Raw genomic sequence first — 14,357 nt, 5'->3', positions numbered from 1 at the left:
TCGGCATGACTAGTCAGGTGGCCATTCTCGGGGCCGGTGTGATGGGGGAGACGTTGCTGTCCGGGCTGATTCGGGCCGGGCGGCGACCGGAGGAGCTCCTGATCACCGAGCGCCGGGAGGAGCGGGCCACCGAACTGCGCGAGCGGTACGGCGTCGACGTCGTGTCCAACGTGGATGCGGCGGTCAAGGCGGACACCCTGGTTCTGGTGGTGAAGCCGCAGGACATGCCCGACCTGCTCGCCGAGATCGCCCCGGCGGTCCGTGCTTCCCAGACCGTGGTCTCGCTGGCCGCGGGCATCACCACCGGGTTCATCGAATCGCGGCTGCCCGAGGGTGTGGCCGTCGTACGCGTCATGCCGAACACGCCGGCCCTGGTCGACGAGGGGATGGCCGCGATCTCCCGTGGTGCGCACTGCGACGAGAGCCACCTCGAGTTGGCGGAGGGCCTGCTGGCCGCGACCGGCCGGGTCATCCGGGTGCCGGAGAAGCAGCAGGACGCGGTGACCGCGATCTCCGGGTCGGGCCCGGCGTACCTGTTCTTCGTGGTCGAGGCGATGATCGAGGCCGGCGTCCACATGGGCCTGCCGCGGAGCACCTCGACAGACCTCGTCGTCCAGACCGTGGTCGGCTCGGCGAAGCTGCTGCGGGAGACCGGTGAGCACCCGACAGTGCTGCGCGAGCGGGTGACGTCACCGGGCGGTACGACGGCCGCCGCCATCCGCGAACTGGAGGACCACAAGGTCCGGGCCGCGTTCCTGTCCGCGATCGAAGCGGCCCGCAACCGGTCCCGCGCACTGGCTGCCGAATAACACCTCTCCGACGGGTGGCGTTATTGTTGGCGCCGCAGTTTCCTGCCTTGTTCGAGGGATGAGTCGACTATGGTCCCGCCCATGGGTAATCGTTCGGTCGATCCGGCCGCCGCGCCTGCGCAGCAGCAGGAGGAGGTGCCACGGCTGCCGTGGCGGGTGCCATTGGACCCGGCGCCCTGGTGGGCGTGGGCGCTGTTCGTCGCCCCCTTCATCGTCGTGCCGGCGCTGAACTCGTGGCTCTGGATGGGTGCCCGCGACATGCTCGCGGTCGGCCTGCTCACGATCATCGGCGCCTCGGTCGTCCGCGTCGCCGGCGGCGTGGTGCTCTACCGCGTGGTGCTGACCGACACCGCCCTCAAGGCCCGCACCAGCATGCTCATCCGCAGCCTCGCCTGGCAGGACGTCGACAAGATCGAGATCGGCGACGACAACGTCGTACTGACCCGCGGCCAGGACGAGAACGAGATCAACGGCATCCCGAAGGACCGCACGGCCGAGGTCGGCGCGGTGATGGAGTCCATCCGCAGCCAGGCGGCCGACAGCCCGGTACGGCGCCACCGGCCGCGTCCCGGGATCGGAGCCCTGCTCGTCCTCGCCTACCTGATCTTGTCGGTCGGCGCCTTCCTGCTCCGCTGGCACATCGTCGTCTGACCAGGTACAACTAGGCGGTCCACGGCCCTTCGCCGGCGACCCGGTCCACGGTGATCCGGGCGATCACGCCCGTGTCCCAGATGCCTTCGCCGAAAGGGAATTCGGGGACGCCGAGGTAGCGCTGGGACAGGTGGTCCATCAGCGCCTTGTAGTCCGCCGGAATCCCGGGGCCTTCGAGCTTCGCCGTGCCGCGGATCACCAGGTACTGCGTGATGCCGCGAGAGCTGACCTGGTCGTCCTGGATCAGCAGCGTCACGCGGGGATCGCGGAACAGGTTGCGGGTCTTGCGGTGCGGGCGCTGGAGACCGAGGAGGATCTGGTCGCCGTCGCGCTCGGCCCAGACCAGCGATGCCTGCGGTGAGCCGTCGGGGTCGACGGTGATGACGGTGACGTCCTTGGGTTCGGTGAAGAGCCGGTGCGTACTTTCGGGAAGAGCGTTCATACCGGAGACGGTAGGCACCGCCGTGGGAACCTCTGAGTACCCTTGACGGTCGTGGATGGATTGGATCCCGGCGATGTCTTCCTGGCCGACTGCCCGGCCCGGCTCGCGGTCGAGGTGATCGCCGACAAGTGGGCCGTGGTCGTCCTGTGGGGTCTCAACGACGGACCGCGGCGGCACTCGGAGCTGATCGCGCTGATCGGCGGCATCTCGAAGAAGGTGCTCACCCACACCCTGCGGCGGCTGCAGGCGAACGGCCTGGTCGACCGCCGGGACTTCGGCGGCGTCCCACCCCGCGTCGAGTACGAGCTGACCGACCTCGGCCGGACCCTGATGGGGCCGATCCGGATGCTCACGATGTGGGCGGAGGAGAACGGGGAGGCGGTCCTCGCGGCGCAGGAGGGAGGATGACGGCATGGACTTCTCTTTGTGGCCCGCGGCATCCAGGACCTGGTCGGAAGTGCTCGAAGGAGCCGAGTACGCCGAACGCACTGGCTGGCACGGAGTCTGGATAGCAGATCACTTCATGCAGAACGGCGACGACCTGTCCGTTCCCGTCAACGAAGCCTTCGCCCTGCTGGCCGGGATCGTCGCCCGGACCGAGCGGGTCCGGGTCGGCTCGATGGTGCTCGGCAACACCTACCGGCATCCCGCCGTCGTCGCGAACACGGCGGCGACGATCGACCAGATGAGCAACGGCCGGTTCTGCCTCGGGATCGGGGCCGGCTGGCAGGTGAACGAGCACGAGGTTTACGGCATCGAGCTGCCGCCCGTACGTGAACGGCTGGCCCGGTTCGAGGAGGCCTGCCAGGTGTTCAAGGGCCTGCTCACCGAGGAGCGGACGACCTTCGACGGGACCTACTACCAGCTGACGGGCGCCCCACTGGAGCCGAAGCCGGCCCACCTGCCGATCCTGATCGGCGCCGCCGGCGAGAAGGTTGCCCTCGGCATCGTTGCGAAGTACGCCGACGAGTGGAACCACTGGGGTGATCCGGCGCTGGCCGCCCACAAGGGCGAGGTGTTCGCCACGCACTGCGAGCGCCTCGGCCGCGACCCGAAGACGGTCCGCCGGTCCGCGCAGACGATGCTGGAGGTCGTCGTACCGGGTGACACCGAGGCGGCCGAGCGGAAGGAACGGCTCGAGAGCGGTGGCGGGCACGTGATCATGGGGTCGGCGCAGGAGGTGCTCGACAAGGTCGCGCAGTACCCGGCGGCGGGGATCGACGAGTTGCTCGTGCCGGACGCCTTCCTCGGCACCGGCAACCGGCGGTTCGACGCGCTGGAGCGCCTCCGCGAAGAGGTTTTCGCCAAGATCTAGCAAGCCAGGGTCGAGAACAACGGCGGGCTGACAGGTACGGGTAGGCTCCTCGGGTGCTGCTGACCTACCTCGACGAGTCCTACACGAAGGATCGCTTCTACATTGCGGCACTGGGTTGCCCAGATGAGGTTGCGATCCCTCTTGCGACCGATCTCGATCAGGTCGTGCAGGACGCGGCGACCGCGTATGCGGTCGCCCCAACAGCTGAGCTGCACGGCCACGCGTTGTTCGCCGGGAAGGACGACTGGAAGGATCTTGCGCCGGCGATCCGGGCGCGGATCGGTGTGTACGACAAGGCCATGGAGGCGATCGGCCGGTACGCCGTGAAGATCTTCCTGTGCGGGGTCGATGTACCAGCGCTCCGGAGGCGCTACAGCTACCCTGAAGCACCGCACTCGGTGGTGCTCCAGCACGTGTTGGAGCGCGTGAACGAGCACGCGCGGAACACGCCGGAGCGGGTGCTGTTTATTGCGGACGAGGTCGCCGAGGCGGACTCACACCGGCAGGCGCTGATTGACTACCGGAGGTACGGAACACCGGGCTACCTGTCGAGCACGCTCGGACAGGTGGTCGATACCATCCACTTTGTTCCCTCCTACACCAGTCGGTTGCTGCAGGCCGCGGACCTGGTCGCGTTCCTCCATCGTCGGCGTGAGACGCACATCGAGACGGACAAGCGTGCGCAGCGAGCGAACGACCGGATCTGGGGGCACATCGAACCCCGGATCGTGCATCAGCGACTTTGGGTGCCCTAGACGCACGGAAGCCCCGCCAACAGCGGGGCTTCTGGCTTACCGGATTCCCTCTCGGGCCTCCTGGAGTTGATTCTACTACAGGATGGGATGAGGCAACACCGGGTGAAACAAGGAACGCTTCCTGGGACATCTAGAGTGACAACGTCGCGAGCACCGGCCAGTGGTCGCTGGGCAGCCGTCCGTCCGGGCGGTAGTGGGAGACGGCTGCCTCGACCACGGTCCACCCCGCGCTGACCAGGATGTGATCGATCCGGTCGTCGTCCTCCGCGCCGGTGAAGTCGTTCCAGCTCCCACCGGCCTCGACCGGTACGGCGAGGCGCAGGCCGGACTCGATCAGCGTCTTCAGCGGCGGGGAGTCCGGCGTCGCGTTCAGATCGCCCATCACGATCCACGGCAGCTCGCCGGCGGTCCAGCGCGCGATCAGCCGCGACGACTGCAGCTGGGCCATCTCACCGGCGTGGTCGTAGTGCGTGTTCGCGACACCGATCGTCGTACCGTTGCGATGCCGGAGCCAGACCAGCGTCGCGATCCGCGTCAGGTCCGCGTCCCAGCCGACCGAGCCCGGCGTGCCCGGATCGTCGGACAGCCAGCGGGTCTCGTGCTTGTCGACGCGCCAGTCGCCGGGCCGGACCATGACGACGGAATGCTCGCCGGCGCTCATCCCGTCGTCCCGGCCGACGCCGACGATCTCGTACTTCGGGAATCGCCAGCGCAGGTAGTCGAGCTGGTCGGGCAGCACTTCCTGCAGCCCGACCACGTCCGCGTCCAGGTGCTCGATCGCCGCCACTGTCGCGTTCCGCCGTACCGGCCAGGCGTTGTCGCCGTCGGGTGCGGAGGAGTTGCGGATGTTGAACGTGGCAGCGCGAATCTTCATGGTGCCGATCCTGCCAAACCCATCGCCCGCGTCGCCGCTCGGAGTCGGGGAGTGCTCGCATCGATCGCCCGATCCCGTCCCTGCGCGAGCAACTGGTCGATCGCACCGGGGTCGCCCGTCAGCCGCGCGTACTCCTTCTGCAGCGGCTCGATCACGGCCAGCACGGCGTCCGCGACGTCCTGCTTGAGTGATCCGTACGACGAGTACGACGCGGCCAGCGTGACCGGATCGCCGTCCGTACAAGCCGCCAGGATCTCGAGCAGGTTGGTGACTCCAGGCTTGTTCGCCTCGTCGTGGCGAACCTCGTTCTCGGAGTCGGTCACCGCCCGCATGACCTGCCGGCGGATCACGTCCGGCGGGTCGAGCAGCCGGATCACGCCGATCGCGTCGTCGGCAGCGGACTTGCTCATCTTGGTCGTCGGACTGGCCAGGTCCTTGACCCGCGTCGCCAGCGCGGCCTTCGCCAACTGCGGTACGACGAACGTCTCGCCGTACTCGCGGTTGAACCGGATCGCGATGTCCCGGGCCAGCTCGACATGCTGGTCCTGGTCACCGCCGACCGGGACCTGCTTGGCGCCGTACAACAGAATGTCCGCGGCCATCAGGCACGGATAGGTGAACAGCGAGGCCCGCGTCATCGGGCGTCCGTTGCCCTTCTCCTTGTACTGGATCATCCGCGACAGTTCGCCGACGTACGACGTGCACTCGAGGAGATACGCGAGCTGCGCGTGCGCGGGGACGTCGGACTGGATGAACACGGTCCCTTCGGGGACGCCGGCCGCGAGCATCAGCGTCGCGAACTCGCGGGTCAGTGCGGCGAGCCGGCGCGGATCGTGCTTGGTCGTCATCGCGTGCAGGTTCGCGACGAAGTAGAACCCGTCGGGGTCGGTGAACCGGCGCAGCGCGCCGAGGTGGTTGCCCAGCGTCAGACGGCCGGACGGGGTGATACCGGACAGCGAAGTCATGATGATTGCCCTTTCGGTGAGTGTGAGAGCCCCACCGAGGGCATCAAAAAGGCCGCCTCGGCGAGGCGGCCTCTTGGATGCGTGCGAACACGCCGGGGGACCGCCCTAGGCGGCCCACCACAGCTGCAAGTTCGTGTTCACGGCATCAAGCGTAGCTCATCGACCGGGGCGGTGGGGAAGGAATTCAACGCTGTGTGAGCGACTGGACGATCAGCTCGTTGCGGGCGTCCTGACCGAGCGGCACCGAGGGGTGGACGCCGTCCCGGAGGTAGTTGGCCAGGCGGTACGGCTTGACCCAGAGCCACTCGGCCCAGCGGATGATGCGCAGGTTCGGGTACTTCTTCTGGGCGTCGTACAGCTGCATGTTGAGCCAGGAGCTGTTGCGCTGGTCGGCAAGCTGCACCGCTGCGGTCTGGGCCGTGCGGACGACCTGGAGGTCGACCCAGAACAGCGTCCGGTTCTGGCCGACGATGCTGATCGCCCGGTCGACCTGCGCCGCGAACTTCGGCGGGTCGAAGATGTCGTTCGACCCGCTCGCCATCAGGATCCGCCGCGGCAGGCCGTACGTCGACGCCCACTGCTGCAGCGCGTCGACCGCGCCCGACGTGGGCCGGCTGGACCAGTTGTTCACAGCCATCTGGCTGCCGTCACGGTTCAGCAGCCGGATCGCCAGCGACTTGCCGTCCTGGACCGAGATGCTGTCCCCGAACATGTACACACCGTTGGTCCCGACCACGCGCCTGATCTGCGTCTCGGTCGAGATGGCCCGGGTCCCGTTCGCCCAGGAGCCGAGCGTGCCGGAGCCGTACAGGCCGCCGGGCGTCGCGGCCGTCGCCGGCACAGTCGAGGCGGCCACGGTCGACGCGGCGACGGCCGCTCCCGCCGTGAAGACCTGCCGCCGATTGGGTCTGATCGAGCTCAAGCGCTTCCTCACGGGAAGGAACTGTGCGGCCTGAGCACCGATCGGCGCAACTCCGGTTCGCGGCGGCCGGAAGCCGGGCAGAGTACAGGACTAGACCATCTTGTGTCACCCTCCGCAACCGAATCGCTCCGCGGTTTGCAGTTACCTGCAAATCCTGTAACGCCTTGCAGTCTTTGAGCGATGAAGCACCTGTCGGACCAGTTGTCACACGGGTCGGCGCGGCTCTGGAGGGGTGTCGCGCCGGCTCGTGTCCTTCGTCAAGGCGCTGATGAGGGGTTCCGCCACCGCCATCACGTCCTCCGGTGGCGCATCCAGACCGTCCAATCGGACCAGGTGCCGCCCGATCACGAGCCCGAGAGTCAACGCGCCGATCACGCCGGAACGCAGTACGGCGTCCTCCCCGGGCAACTGCGCTGCCACCTGACGCTGCTGCCCGGTCATGGCGGACCGCACCTCGTCGGCCGCCTCGGGGTGACTGAACATCGCCCGCAGCGCGGCCAGCGCCGCCGCCGGCTCGTCCGCCAGCTTCTCCGACAGTGCGCTGGTCAGTTGTGCGGCGATCTCCGCCGGCGATCCCACGATCGGCCCGTCCGCGGGCATCGCGGCCGCCTGGGCGAACAGTCGCTCCTTCGAGCCGAAGTACCGCATCACCAGGCCGGCATCGCTCCCCGCCGCGGTCGCGACCGCGCGGATCGTCGTCCGGTCGTACCCGTGCTCGCCGAACAGCTGCCGCGCCGCCGTCAGGATCCGCGCTTCCGTCCGCCGCCGCTGTTCCAGCCTCGTCGTCATCGGCTCAGTCTACGCATGTTGACTGAAACGCGCTGAGAGGTCTACGGTTTCAGTCAACGTATGTAGACCGAAATGAGGAGAGATGATTCAAGTGATCGTGCTGACGTTCCTGGCCGGCTTGATGGGTACGAACGGCATCCCGCATTTCGTCCAGGGCATCAGTGCCCGCGAGTACCCGAACCTGACCGGCAACTCGCCGACCAGGAACGCGGTCGGCGGCCTGGGCGCGTTCGCGATCGCCGCCGCGCTGACCGCCTGGGCGCACGTCGGCGCGCATCCGTGGACCGCGCTGATCTCCGGTGCTGTCGGCGTACTCGGCATGACTGTCTTCCATGCTCAGCGCGGCGCCTACCGATTGAGCGCCAGGTTTGGCAAACCACTTCCTCACGTCTGACGGTTAAGGTCGGAGACATGAGCGGTGAGGCGATGCTGGTCTTCGACGACGGACTGACCGAGTACGACTTCGGCCGCGGGCATCCGATGAGTCCGATCCGCGTCCAGTTGACGATCCGGCTGGCGAGCGCGCTCGGTGTGCTCGACGAGCTGAAGGTCGTGCCGGCGCCGACGGCCGACGACGCACTGCTCGAGACCGTGCACACCGCCGAGTACATCGCCGCGGTCAAGCGGGCCGGCGAGGACCCCGACACCTCCGATGAGGTGCACGGGCTCGGCACTCACGACACGTACTGTTTCCCGCGCATGCACGAGGTCTCCGCGCACATCGTCGGCGCCTCTGTCGAGGCGGCGCGGGCGGTCTGGGAGGGCGATGTCCTGCACGCCGCCAACATCGCCGGCGGCCTGCACCACGCGATGCCGGACCGGGCCAGCGGTTTCTGCGTCTACAACGATCCGGCCATCGCGATCCAGTGGCTGCTCGACCACGGCGCCGAGCGGATCGCGTACGTCGACGTCGACGTGCACCACGGTGACGGCGTGCAGGCGACGTTCTACAACGATCCGCGCGTACTGACGGTCAGCCTGCACGAGTCGCCGACCACGCTCTTCCCCGGCACCGGCAGCGCGGGGGAGACGGGCGGGCCGGACGCCGAGGGTACGTCGGTCAACGTGGCGCTGCCTCCCGGAACCGGCGACGCGGGCTGGTTGCGGGCGTTCCACGCGATCGTGCCAGATGTGGTGAAGGCGTTCCGGCCGACGGTGCTGGTGACGCAGCACGGCTGCGACTCGCATGTCGAGGATCCCTTGGCTCACCTGACGAAAACGATCGACGGGCAGCGGGCGGCGTACCTGGCCCTGCATGACCTCGCGCACGAGGTGGCCGGCGGGAAGTGGATCGCCACCGGCGGCGGTGGGTACGCGATCGTCGACGTCGTACCGCGGGCCTGGACCCACCTGCTCGCGATCGTCGCGGGCAACCCGATCGACCCGCTGACGCCGGTGCCGGAGTCGTGGCGCGAGGAGGTCCGGATCCGGTTCGCGCGGGTCGCGCCGCTGCGGATGACGGACGGCCGCGATGCGTCGTACGTGGACTGGTCGAGCGGCTACAACCCCGACACCTGGCTGGATCGCGCGATCAAGGCGACCCGCGACACCAGCTTCCCGCTCTTGGGTCTCGATCCCTCCTATTGAGTCACACGAGTCCCCCTCTTTCCCATTCGTACCAACAGCCACTACGCTCGTTGCATGCACGGACGGAGGTGCCGGAGGGGAAGCCGGCGCACGATCCGTGCTGGAAGTGCGGTGCGCAATGGCATCAAAGAAGTCCGGTGGTGAGCAGCCGCTCGCCGAGGTGAAGTTCCTGACCGTGGCGGAGGTCGCCACGGCCATGCGCGTGTCCAAGATGACGGTGTACCGCCTGGTGCACTCCGGTGAGCTGCCCGCGGTGCGGGTGGGTCGTTCGTTCCGGGTGTCGGAGGACGCCGTGCACGACTACCTCAAGGGCGCGTTCTTCCAGGCCGGATAAACCACGAGAAGCCGAAGCGGCCGGATCCCTCCAGGGACCGGCCGCTTCGTCATGTCACCGGTAGTCCGGAGACGGCCCGCAGTGCGACGGTGGCGCGCTGGACGGTGTCGTCGGGCAGGCCGTCCCACAGCTTGTGCTGCGCGGCGGCGCTCGCGATCACGGCCTCCTCGGCGAGCGCCACGCCCTCGGCGGTGAGCCGGATCTGGGTGCCGCGCCCGTCGTCCGGGTCGGGCTCGCGGGCCACGAATCCACGCCGTACCAATTGGTTGACGACATTGCTCGTGCCGCCCGAGGACAGCAGCAGACTGCGGCTCAGGTCCGACGGCTTCTGCCGGTACGGCGCTCCCGAGCGACGCAGCGCGACGATCACGTCGTACTCGGCCGCGGTCAGACCGAGCTCCCGCAGCACCGGCCGAGTGGCCTGGTCCAGGGCGTCGGCCAGCACCATCAGGCGCTTGGTCAGCTCGCTGGTCGGGTGCAGCGCGTCCGGCAGTTCGTGCTGCCAGGCCGCGAGGATCCCGTCCACCCGATCGCTCGTGGTCATGGTTGACAGTCTATCTGCCTTTGGTGATAGCTTTTTATAAAGCTTTCTACTGAGAGGATTCTTCATGCGCATGCTGGTGCGAGGCGGCCTGGTGATCGACACCGCGCCGACGGTGGTGGTCCGGCCGGGGACCGACGTACTGATCGAGGACGGCCGGATCGCCGCGGTCGGACCTGGACTGGTAGCGGACGATGCGGAGGTGATCGACGCGCGCGGGCGGATCGTGCTGCCCGGGTTCGTCGACACCCACCGGCACGTCTGGCAGACCGCGCTGCGCGGGATCGGGACCGATGGTGATCTCGGGTACTACTTCGACCGGGTGATGCAATCCCACGGCACCCGCTACCGGGCGGAAGATGTTGCTGCGAGCAACCTTGTGGGTGCGTTGGAGTGCCTGGACGGCGGCATCACCACGGTGCAGGACTACTCCCACGTGCAGGGTTCGGCGGAGTTCGCCGAAGCCGCCGTCGACGCGCTGGATCGCAGCGGCATCCGGGCGGTCTTCGGATTCGGGCCGTCGCCGCTGGCCGGTGGTGCGGTCGATCCGGACGGCCTGCGCCGCATCCTGGGCCGGGTGTCCGGCCGTATCGGCGTCGCGGTGGCGTCCATCGGTCCCGCCTACGCGCCGTTCGAGATCGTCGAAGCCGACTGGGCGCTGGCCGCGGAACTCGACCTGCCTGTCGTGACGCACATCGACAGCAGTGAGGTCACGCCGGCGCCGATCGCCGGGCTCCGGGATGCGGGGCTGTTGCGGCCGGACACGGTGTACGTGCACTGCAACAACCTGTCCGAGGCCGAACTCAAGCTGATCGCGGAGTCCGGTGCGTCCGTCTCGGCCACGCCTACGGTCGAGTCGCGGCTGGAGATGGGTGGCCCCGTCGCCGCCCGGCTGAAGGCCGCGAGGGTCGGGGTCGGCCTCGGGATCGACACGGTGACGAGTGGTGCCGGCGATATGTTCAGCGTCATGCAGCAGGTCTTGGCACTGGGCCACCGCTCCTTCACCGCGGCCGAGGTGCTCCAGTTGGCGACCGTCGGAGGCGCCCGCGCGCTAGGGTTCGCCGACGTCGGATCGCTTGCCGTCGGCAACCAGGCTGACCTGATCGTGCTGCGCGGTACGGATCTGAACCTGGCCGGCGGCCGGCAGGACCCGGTCGCGAGCCTGGTCACCTGCGGACACCCGGGCAATGTGGAGACCGTCCTGGTCGGCGGTACGCCGGTCAAGCGCGACGGTCAGGTGATCAGCACCTCGCTGCCCGCCGCGCTCGACGCCCTCACGGAGTCGGCCGCCTACCTCACCGCTCGAGCAGCTTCCTGATCGCGCTGGTGCTAGGCCGCTACCTCTGATCTCACCGAGCGCCAAGTGTTCGCACTAGAGATCGTCCGGTACTCAACGGCTGAAGGCGAACTCCAACCGCGCCAGGATGCGGTCGGCGCCCTGCTGGACTCGGGTGACGAGTTCCGGGCCGTGGCTGCCGGACAGGACCTCGGTGCGGATCTCGGCGACGATCGCTCGCTGGACGCCGATCAAGGCGTTCGCGATCGCCCAGGCCTCCAACCGATCCGAGCCGTCCGACAGCAGGCCGGCCAGCGCGTCGGTGGTCGCGGCGACGATCTCGCGCTCGCGGGCTTGCAGCGACGGACTGCCGTCGACCACCCGGGCCGCGGTGGTGATGAGCTCGACCGCGCCCGGGTCGGCGGTGTGGGCGACGTTCGCGACGGTGAAGCGGCGGAACGCGGCGATCGCCGACTCGCTGGGCGGGCGCTCCCGGACCGCGGCCAGCGTCGCGGCCTGGAACTGTTCGAGTCCTCCGCCGAAGAACAGGTCGTCCTTGGTCGGGAAGTAGTTGAACACGGTGGCCTCGGACACCTGCGCGGCCCGCGCGACCTCGACCACGGTGACCTCGTCGAACCCGTGCGCCACGAACAACTCCCGCGCGGCCGCCGCGATCCGCTCGCGCGTCTCCCGCTTCTTCCGCGCCCGGAGCCCGTCCACTGCCTTCACAGCGTCAGGGTAATGCGCTTAAGGTGGCCCCAAATATAGGGTGACCCTAAAATTTCTGGAGTGACCGGATGAAGGTCAGCATGACGGTGACGGATCACGCCTGGACCGATGGTGTGGACGGGCTGCGGCGGATCGCGGCGATCGCGGACGAGGGTGGGCTGGACACGATCTGGGTGCCGGACCATCTCTTCCAGGCGGATCCGACCAGTCATCCGCAGGCCGAGTTGTTCGAGGCCGTCGGCACGCTCGGGTTCCTGGCCGCGATCACCAGCCGGGCGCGGCTCGGGATGCTGGTGTCCCCGGTGCCGTTCCGGCCGCCCGCCGTCCAGGTGAAGGCGATCGCGACGCTGGATGCGTTCACCCGCGGGCGGGCATGGTTCGGGGTCGGGATCGGGTGGAAGGGTGAGGAGGCACGGGCGATGGGCGTCCCGCTCGGGCCGACCAAGGCGCGGTTCGAGCAACTGGAGGAGTTGCTGGACATCGCGGACCGCATGTTCGCGGGCGACAGTTCGCCGTACGTCGGCAAGCACTTCCAGCTCGAGGGGCCGATCTGCAGCCCGCGGCCGGCCAAACGCCCGCCGGTGCTGATCGGTGGCACGGGGGAGCAGAAGACGTTGCGGATGGTGGCGCGGCGCGCGGACGCGTGCAACCTGTTCGACCTGCCCGATGGTGGTACGACGGTCCGCCACAAACTCGACGTACTGCGCAAGCACTGCGAGGACAGCGGTCGTCCGTACGGCGAGATCGAGAAGACGCTGTCCACCCGGCTGACCCCGGACGACACCGTCGCCAGTTTCGTCGAACGTTGCCGAGAGCAAGCATCATGGGGAATCGATCACGCCATTGTGATCCGCAGCGGTCCGTGGACCCCGGAATCCGCGCGGAGCCTGACCGCCGCTGTGCCGGAGGTCATGGCGCTCTGACTGCCAGCCGGCTCCCAGGTTTCTCCCAGGACTGTTCCAGCGCGGGCGTCGAGGATGGAGTCATCGCCGGGAAAAGAAGCCCCGGCCAAAGACTTCCAGGGAGCCCGTCATGCGCACGAAGATCGTCAAGACCGTTGCCGTCGGCACCATTGTCAGCCTCGGCCTCGCCGGCGTCGCCTTCACCCCGGCCGCCTACGCGAGTACCACTCAGGCCACCGCTCGAACCGCCACCCCCCACCTGGCCATCCTCACCGACCCCATTGTCCAGGTGCCGATCCGCAAGGCCGCGTGAACTCCAGGACAGGCAGCCGATCTCCGGAAATAGATGTGCGCCAGGTGACCGGGATGTTCCGCAAAGCGGCAGACCGGTTGCGCAGCTTCTCGGGGCTCTCTGGACCGCCCAGGTGAGCGGTCATCTCGGGTGTGTTGCAGCGCTCGAGCAACCAGAAGTCCTGCTCGCGCCACGGAACCAGCGTCACCATGCGGAAGATTCCATCAGCCGCCACCGACAAGCTTCGCTCAGTTGCTCCGACGGGCGCGGACTGCCAGGGAGTGGGGGACGCCGGCGTGGCCTGGTTCTTCGAAGCGTTCGAGGGTCAGGGCGGGGGTGAGGAAGGCGTTCAGGTAGGTGGCGAGGGGGATGTGGTGCATGCCGACGTGCCGGCGGATGCCGTCGCCCCAGTAGGGGGACTCCTCGTGCCAGCCGCGTTGGCGGTAGGAGGGATGGACCAGCCGGCTGCCGTCTCGTTCCAGAGGACGTGTGGGCCGTTGAAGCATGGATGGACGCCGTACACGACCAGGACGCCGTCTGGTCGGAGGACTCGGGTCGCCTCGCGGACGACCCTGGTGAAGTCGTCTACATCGGTCGAGATCACCATCGCGGTGTCGAAGGACCCGTCCGCGAACGGGAGTACGGCGGCGTCCGCGACCATCAGTGGTCCGTCGGTGCGGGTGCGAGCCAGCCGGAGCTGGTCGGCGGAGAAGTCCAGGCCGACCACGCTGCGACCGCTCGCGCGGATGGTCTCGAAGTTGCGGCCGGTGCCACAGCCGATGTCCAGGCATGGTCCGGATCCGGGTCCGAGGAGCTCGAGCAGGCCGGGTTGGTGCGGCTCGGCGCCGGCCACGTAGCGGGCGTCGTACCAGTCGGCCAGACCGTCGTACCGAGCCGTCGTACCTGTCACCATGCACGCCTCCCCAGGTCGTTCCCCACCCTACCGAGCGGCCTGCTTTAGGTTCACGCGGTGACCTGCGGGTAAGCTTTGCCGACGTTCTCTTTGAGTTTGGATGGTCCAACTGTGGGTTCTGTTATCAAGAAGCGCCGTAAGCGGATGGCGAAGAAGAAGCACCGCAAGCTGCTGAAGAAGACGCGGGTGCAGCGCCGCAAGCTCGGCAAGTAAGCAGTTCCCGCCGCGCCGGCGCCCGGCGCGGCCTCCGGTGGGGTTGCT

20 protein-coding genes are annotated in these 14,357 nt (G+C 68.3%); 12 read left to right on the top strand and 8 right to left on the bottom strand.

Annotated elements, in window-relative coordinates:
* Window positions 1-5: 5 nt before the first annotated feature.
* Window positions 6-809 carry a pyrroline-5-carboxylate reductase gene (gene proC, locus ACXC9Q_RS09405; RefSeq protein ID WP_328525863.1) on the top strand — a complete coding sequence of 268 codons (804 nt, stop codon included), beginning with the start codon at window positions 6-8 and terminating at the stop codon, window positions 807-809.
* Window positions 810-890: 81 nt separating this feature from the next.
* Window positions 891-1,460: a hypothetical protein gene (locus ACXC9Q_RS09400; RefSeq protein WP_457056096.1), complete on the top strand. Its 570-nt coding sequence runs from the start codon at window positions 891-893 to the stop codon at window positions 1,458-1,460.
* 10 nt (window positions 1,461-1,470) lie between these two features.
* Here the strand turns inward: ACXC9Q_RS09400 and ACXC9Q_RS09395 are convergent, their stop codons facing one another.
* Window positions 1,471-1,902, bottom strand: coding sequence for a TIGR03618 family F420-dependent PPOX class oxidoreductase (locus tag ACXC9Q_RS09395; protein ID WP_457056095.1), 432 nt, complete (start codon window positions 1,900-1,902; stop codon window positions 1,471-1,473).
* Window positions 1,903-1,953: 51 nt separating this feature from the next.
* On the opposite strand from ACXC9Q_RS09395, the gene ACXC9Q_RS09390 reads away from it, so the two are divergent.
* The 3 genes from ACXC9Q_RS09390 to ACXC9Q_RS09380 are packed head-to-tail and all read left to right on the top strand — an operon-like array spanning window position 1,954 to window position 3,972.
* Entirely contained in the window at window positions 1,954-2,310 is a 357-nt protein-coding gene (locus ACXC9Q_RS09390; RefSeq protein ID WP_457056094.1) for a winged helix-turn-helix transcriptional regulator, read from the top strand.
* A 4-nt stretch (window positions 2,311-2,314) separates the two neighbouring features.
* On the top strand, window positions 2,315-3,217 hold the full coding sequence (locus tag ACXC9Q_RS09385) for a TIGR03560 family F420-dependent LLM class oxidoreductase (protein ID WP_457056093.1): 903 nt from the start codon (window positions 2,315-2,317) through the stop codon (window positions 3,215-3,217).
* Window positions 3,218-3,270: 53 nt separating this feature from the next.
* Complete coding sequence (locus ACXC9Q_RS09380; RefSeq protein ID WP_457056092.1) at window positions 3,271-3,972, top strand: DUF3800 domain-containing protein; 702 nt, start codon at window positions 3,271-3,273, stop codon at window positions 3,970-3,972.
* Between the two features lie 130 nt (window positions 3,973-4,102).
* On the opposite strand, the gene ACXC9Q_RS09375 is transcribed toward ACXC9Q_RS09380, so the two are convergent.
* The 4 genes from ACXC9Q_RS09375 to ACXC9Q_RS09360 form a co-directional block, all read right to left on the bottom strand.
* Window positions 4,103-4,846, bottom strand: coding sequence for an endonuclease/exonuclease/phosphatase family protein (locus tag ACXC9Q_RS09375; RefSeq protein WP_457056091.1), 744 nt, complete (start codon window positions 4,844-4,846; stop codon window positions 4,103-4,105).
* Complete coding sequence (gene trpS / locus ACXC9Q_RS09370; RefSeq protein ID WP_457056090.1) at window positions 4,843-5,811, bottom strand: tryptophan--tRNA ligase; 969 nt, start codon at window positions 5,809-5,811, stop codon at window positions 4,843-4,845. The genes ACXC9Q_RS09375 and trpS overlap by 4 nt, the downstream gene beginning before the upstream one ends.
* A gap of 184 nt (window positions 5,812-5,995) precedes the next feature.
* The gene (locus tag ACXC9Q_RS09365) at window positions 5,996-6,745 is read right to left on the bottom strand and encodes a hypothetical protein (protein ID WP_457056089.1); all 750 of its coding nucleotides are present in this window, start codon (window positions 6,743-6,745) and stop codon (window positions 5,996-5,998) included.
* A 192-nt stretch (window positions 6,746-6,937) separates the two neighbouring features.
* Window positions 6,938-7,522, bottom strand: coding sequence for a TetR family transcriptional regulator (locus ACXC9Q_RS09360; RefSeq protein ID WP_457056088.1), 585 nt, complete (start codon window positions 7,520-7,522; stop codon window positions 6,938-6,940).
* Between the two features lie 82 nt (window positions 7,523-7,604).
* Here ACXC9Q_RS09360 and ACXC9Q_RS09355 point away from each other — a divergent pair, with 82 nt between their 5' ends.
* The 3 genes from ACXC9Q_RS09355 to ACXC9Q_RS09345 all read left to right on the top strand — a co-directional run bounded on the left by ACXC9Q_RS09355 (window position 7,605) and on the right by ACXC9Q_RS09345 (window position 9,443).
* Window positions 7,605-7,916 carry a DUF2530 domain-containing protein gene (locus ACXC9Q_RS09355; protein WP_457056087.1) on the top strand — a complete coding sequence of 104 codons (312 nt, stop codon included), beginning with the start codon at window positions 7,605-7,607 and terminating at the stop codon, window positions 7,914-7,916.
* Between the two features lie 17 nt (window positions 7,917-7,933).
* Window positions 7,934-9,109: an acetoin utilization protein AcuC gene (locus tag ACXC9Q_RS09350; protein ID WP_457056086.1), complete on the top strand. Its 1,176-nt coding sequence runs from the start codon at window positions 7,934-7,936 to the stop codon at window positions 9,107-9,109.
* A gap of 118 nt (window positions 9,110-9,227) precedes the next feature.
* Window positions 9,228-9,443 carry a helix-turn-helix domain-containing protein gene (locus ACXC9Q_RS09345; RefSeq protein WP_012923942.1) on the top strand — a complete coding sequence of 72 codons (216 nt, stop codon included), beginning with the start codon at window positions 9,228-9,230 and terminating at the stop codon, window positions 9,441-9,443.
* Window positions 9,444-9,492: 49 nt separating this feature from the next.
* On the opposite strand, the gene ACXC9Q_RS09340 is transcribed toward ACXC9Q_RS09345, so the two are convergent.
* Entirely contained in the window at window positions 9,493-9,987 is a 495-nt protein-coding gene (locus ACXC9Q_RS09340; protein ID WP_457056085.1) for a MarR family winged helix-turn-helix transcriptional regulator, read from the bottom strand.
* A 64-nt stretch (window positions 9,988-10,051) separates the two neighbouring features.
* Here ACXC9Q_RS09340 and ACXC9Q_RS09335 point away from each other — a divergent pair, with 64 nt between their 5' ends.
* Complete coding sequence (locus ACXC9Q_RS09335; protein WP_457056084.1) at window positions 10,052-11,302, top strand: amidohydrolase family protein; 1,251 nt, start codon at window positions 10,052-10,054, stop codon at window positions 11,300-11,302.
* Window positions 11,303-11,374: 72 nt separating this feature from the next.
* Here the strand turns inward: ACXC9Q_RS09335 and ACXC9Q_RS09330 are convergent, their stop codons facing one another.
* Window positions 11,375-11,989: a TetR/AcrR family transcriptional regulator gene (locus tag ACXC9Q_RS09330; protein WP_457056083.1), complete on the bottom strand. Its 615-nt coding sequence runs from the start codon at window positions 11,987-11,989 to the stop codon at window positions 11,375-11,377.
* Between the two features lie 68 nt (window positions 11,990-12,057).
* Between ACXC9Q_RS09330 and ACXC9Q_RS09325 the strand changes: the two genes are divergently transcribed.
* Window positions 12,058-12,912: an LLM class flavin-dependent oxidoreductase gene (locus ACXC9Q_RS09325; protein WP_457056082.1), complete on the top strand. Its 855-nt coding sequence runs from the start codon at window positions 12,058-12,060 to the stop codon at window positions 12,910-12,912.
* 109 nt (window positions 12,913-13,021) lie between these two features.
* A complete protein-coding gene (locus ACXC9Q_RS09320) occupies window positions 13,022-13,204 on the top strand; it encodes a hypothetical protein (protein WP_457056081.1) in 183 nt (60 codons plus the stop codon).
* Between the two features lie 328 nt (window positions 13,205-13,532).
* Here ACXC9Q_RS09320 and ACXC9Q_RS09315 read toward each other — a convergent pair whose 3' ends face one another.
* On the bottom strand, window positions 13,533-14,096 hold the full coding sequence (locus tag ACXC9Q_RS09315) for a class I SAM-dependent methyltransferase (protein WP_457056080.1): 564 nt from the start codon (window positions 14,094-14,096) through the stop codon (window positions 13,533-13,535).
* 111 nt (window positions 14,097-14,207) lie between these two features.
* Here ACXC9Q_RS09315 and ACXC9Q_RS09310 point away from each other — a divergent pair, with 111 nt between their 5' ends.
* Entirely contained in the window at window positions 14,208-14,309 is a 102-nt protein-coding gene (locus tag ACXC9Q_RS09310; RefSeq protein WP_008356322.1) for a 30S ribosomal protein bS22, read from the top strand.
* Window positions 14,310-14,357 lie beyond the last annotated feature (48 nt).

The sequence above is a fragment of the Kribbella sp. CWNU-51 genome, from assembly GCF_054073265.1.
This window is presented reverse-complemented; position numbering and strand designations above follow the sequence as displayed.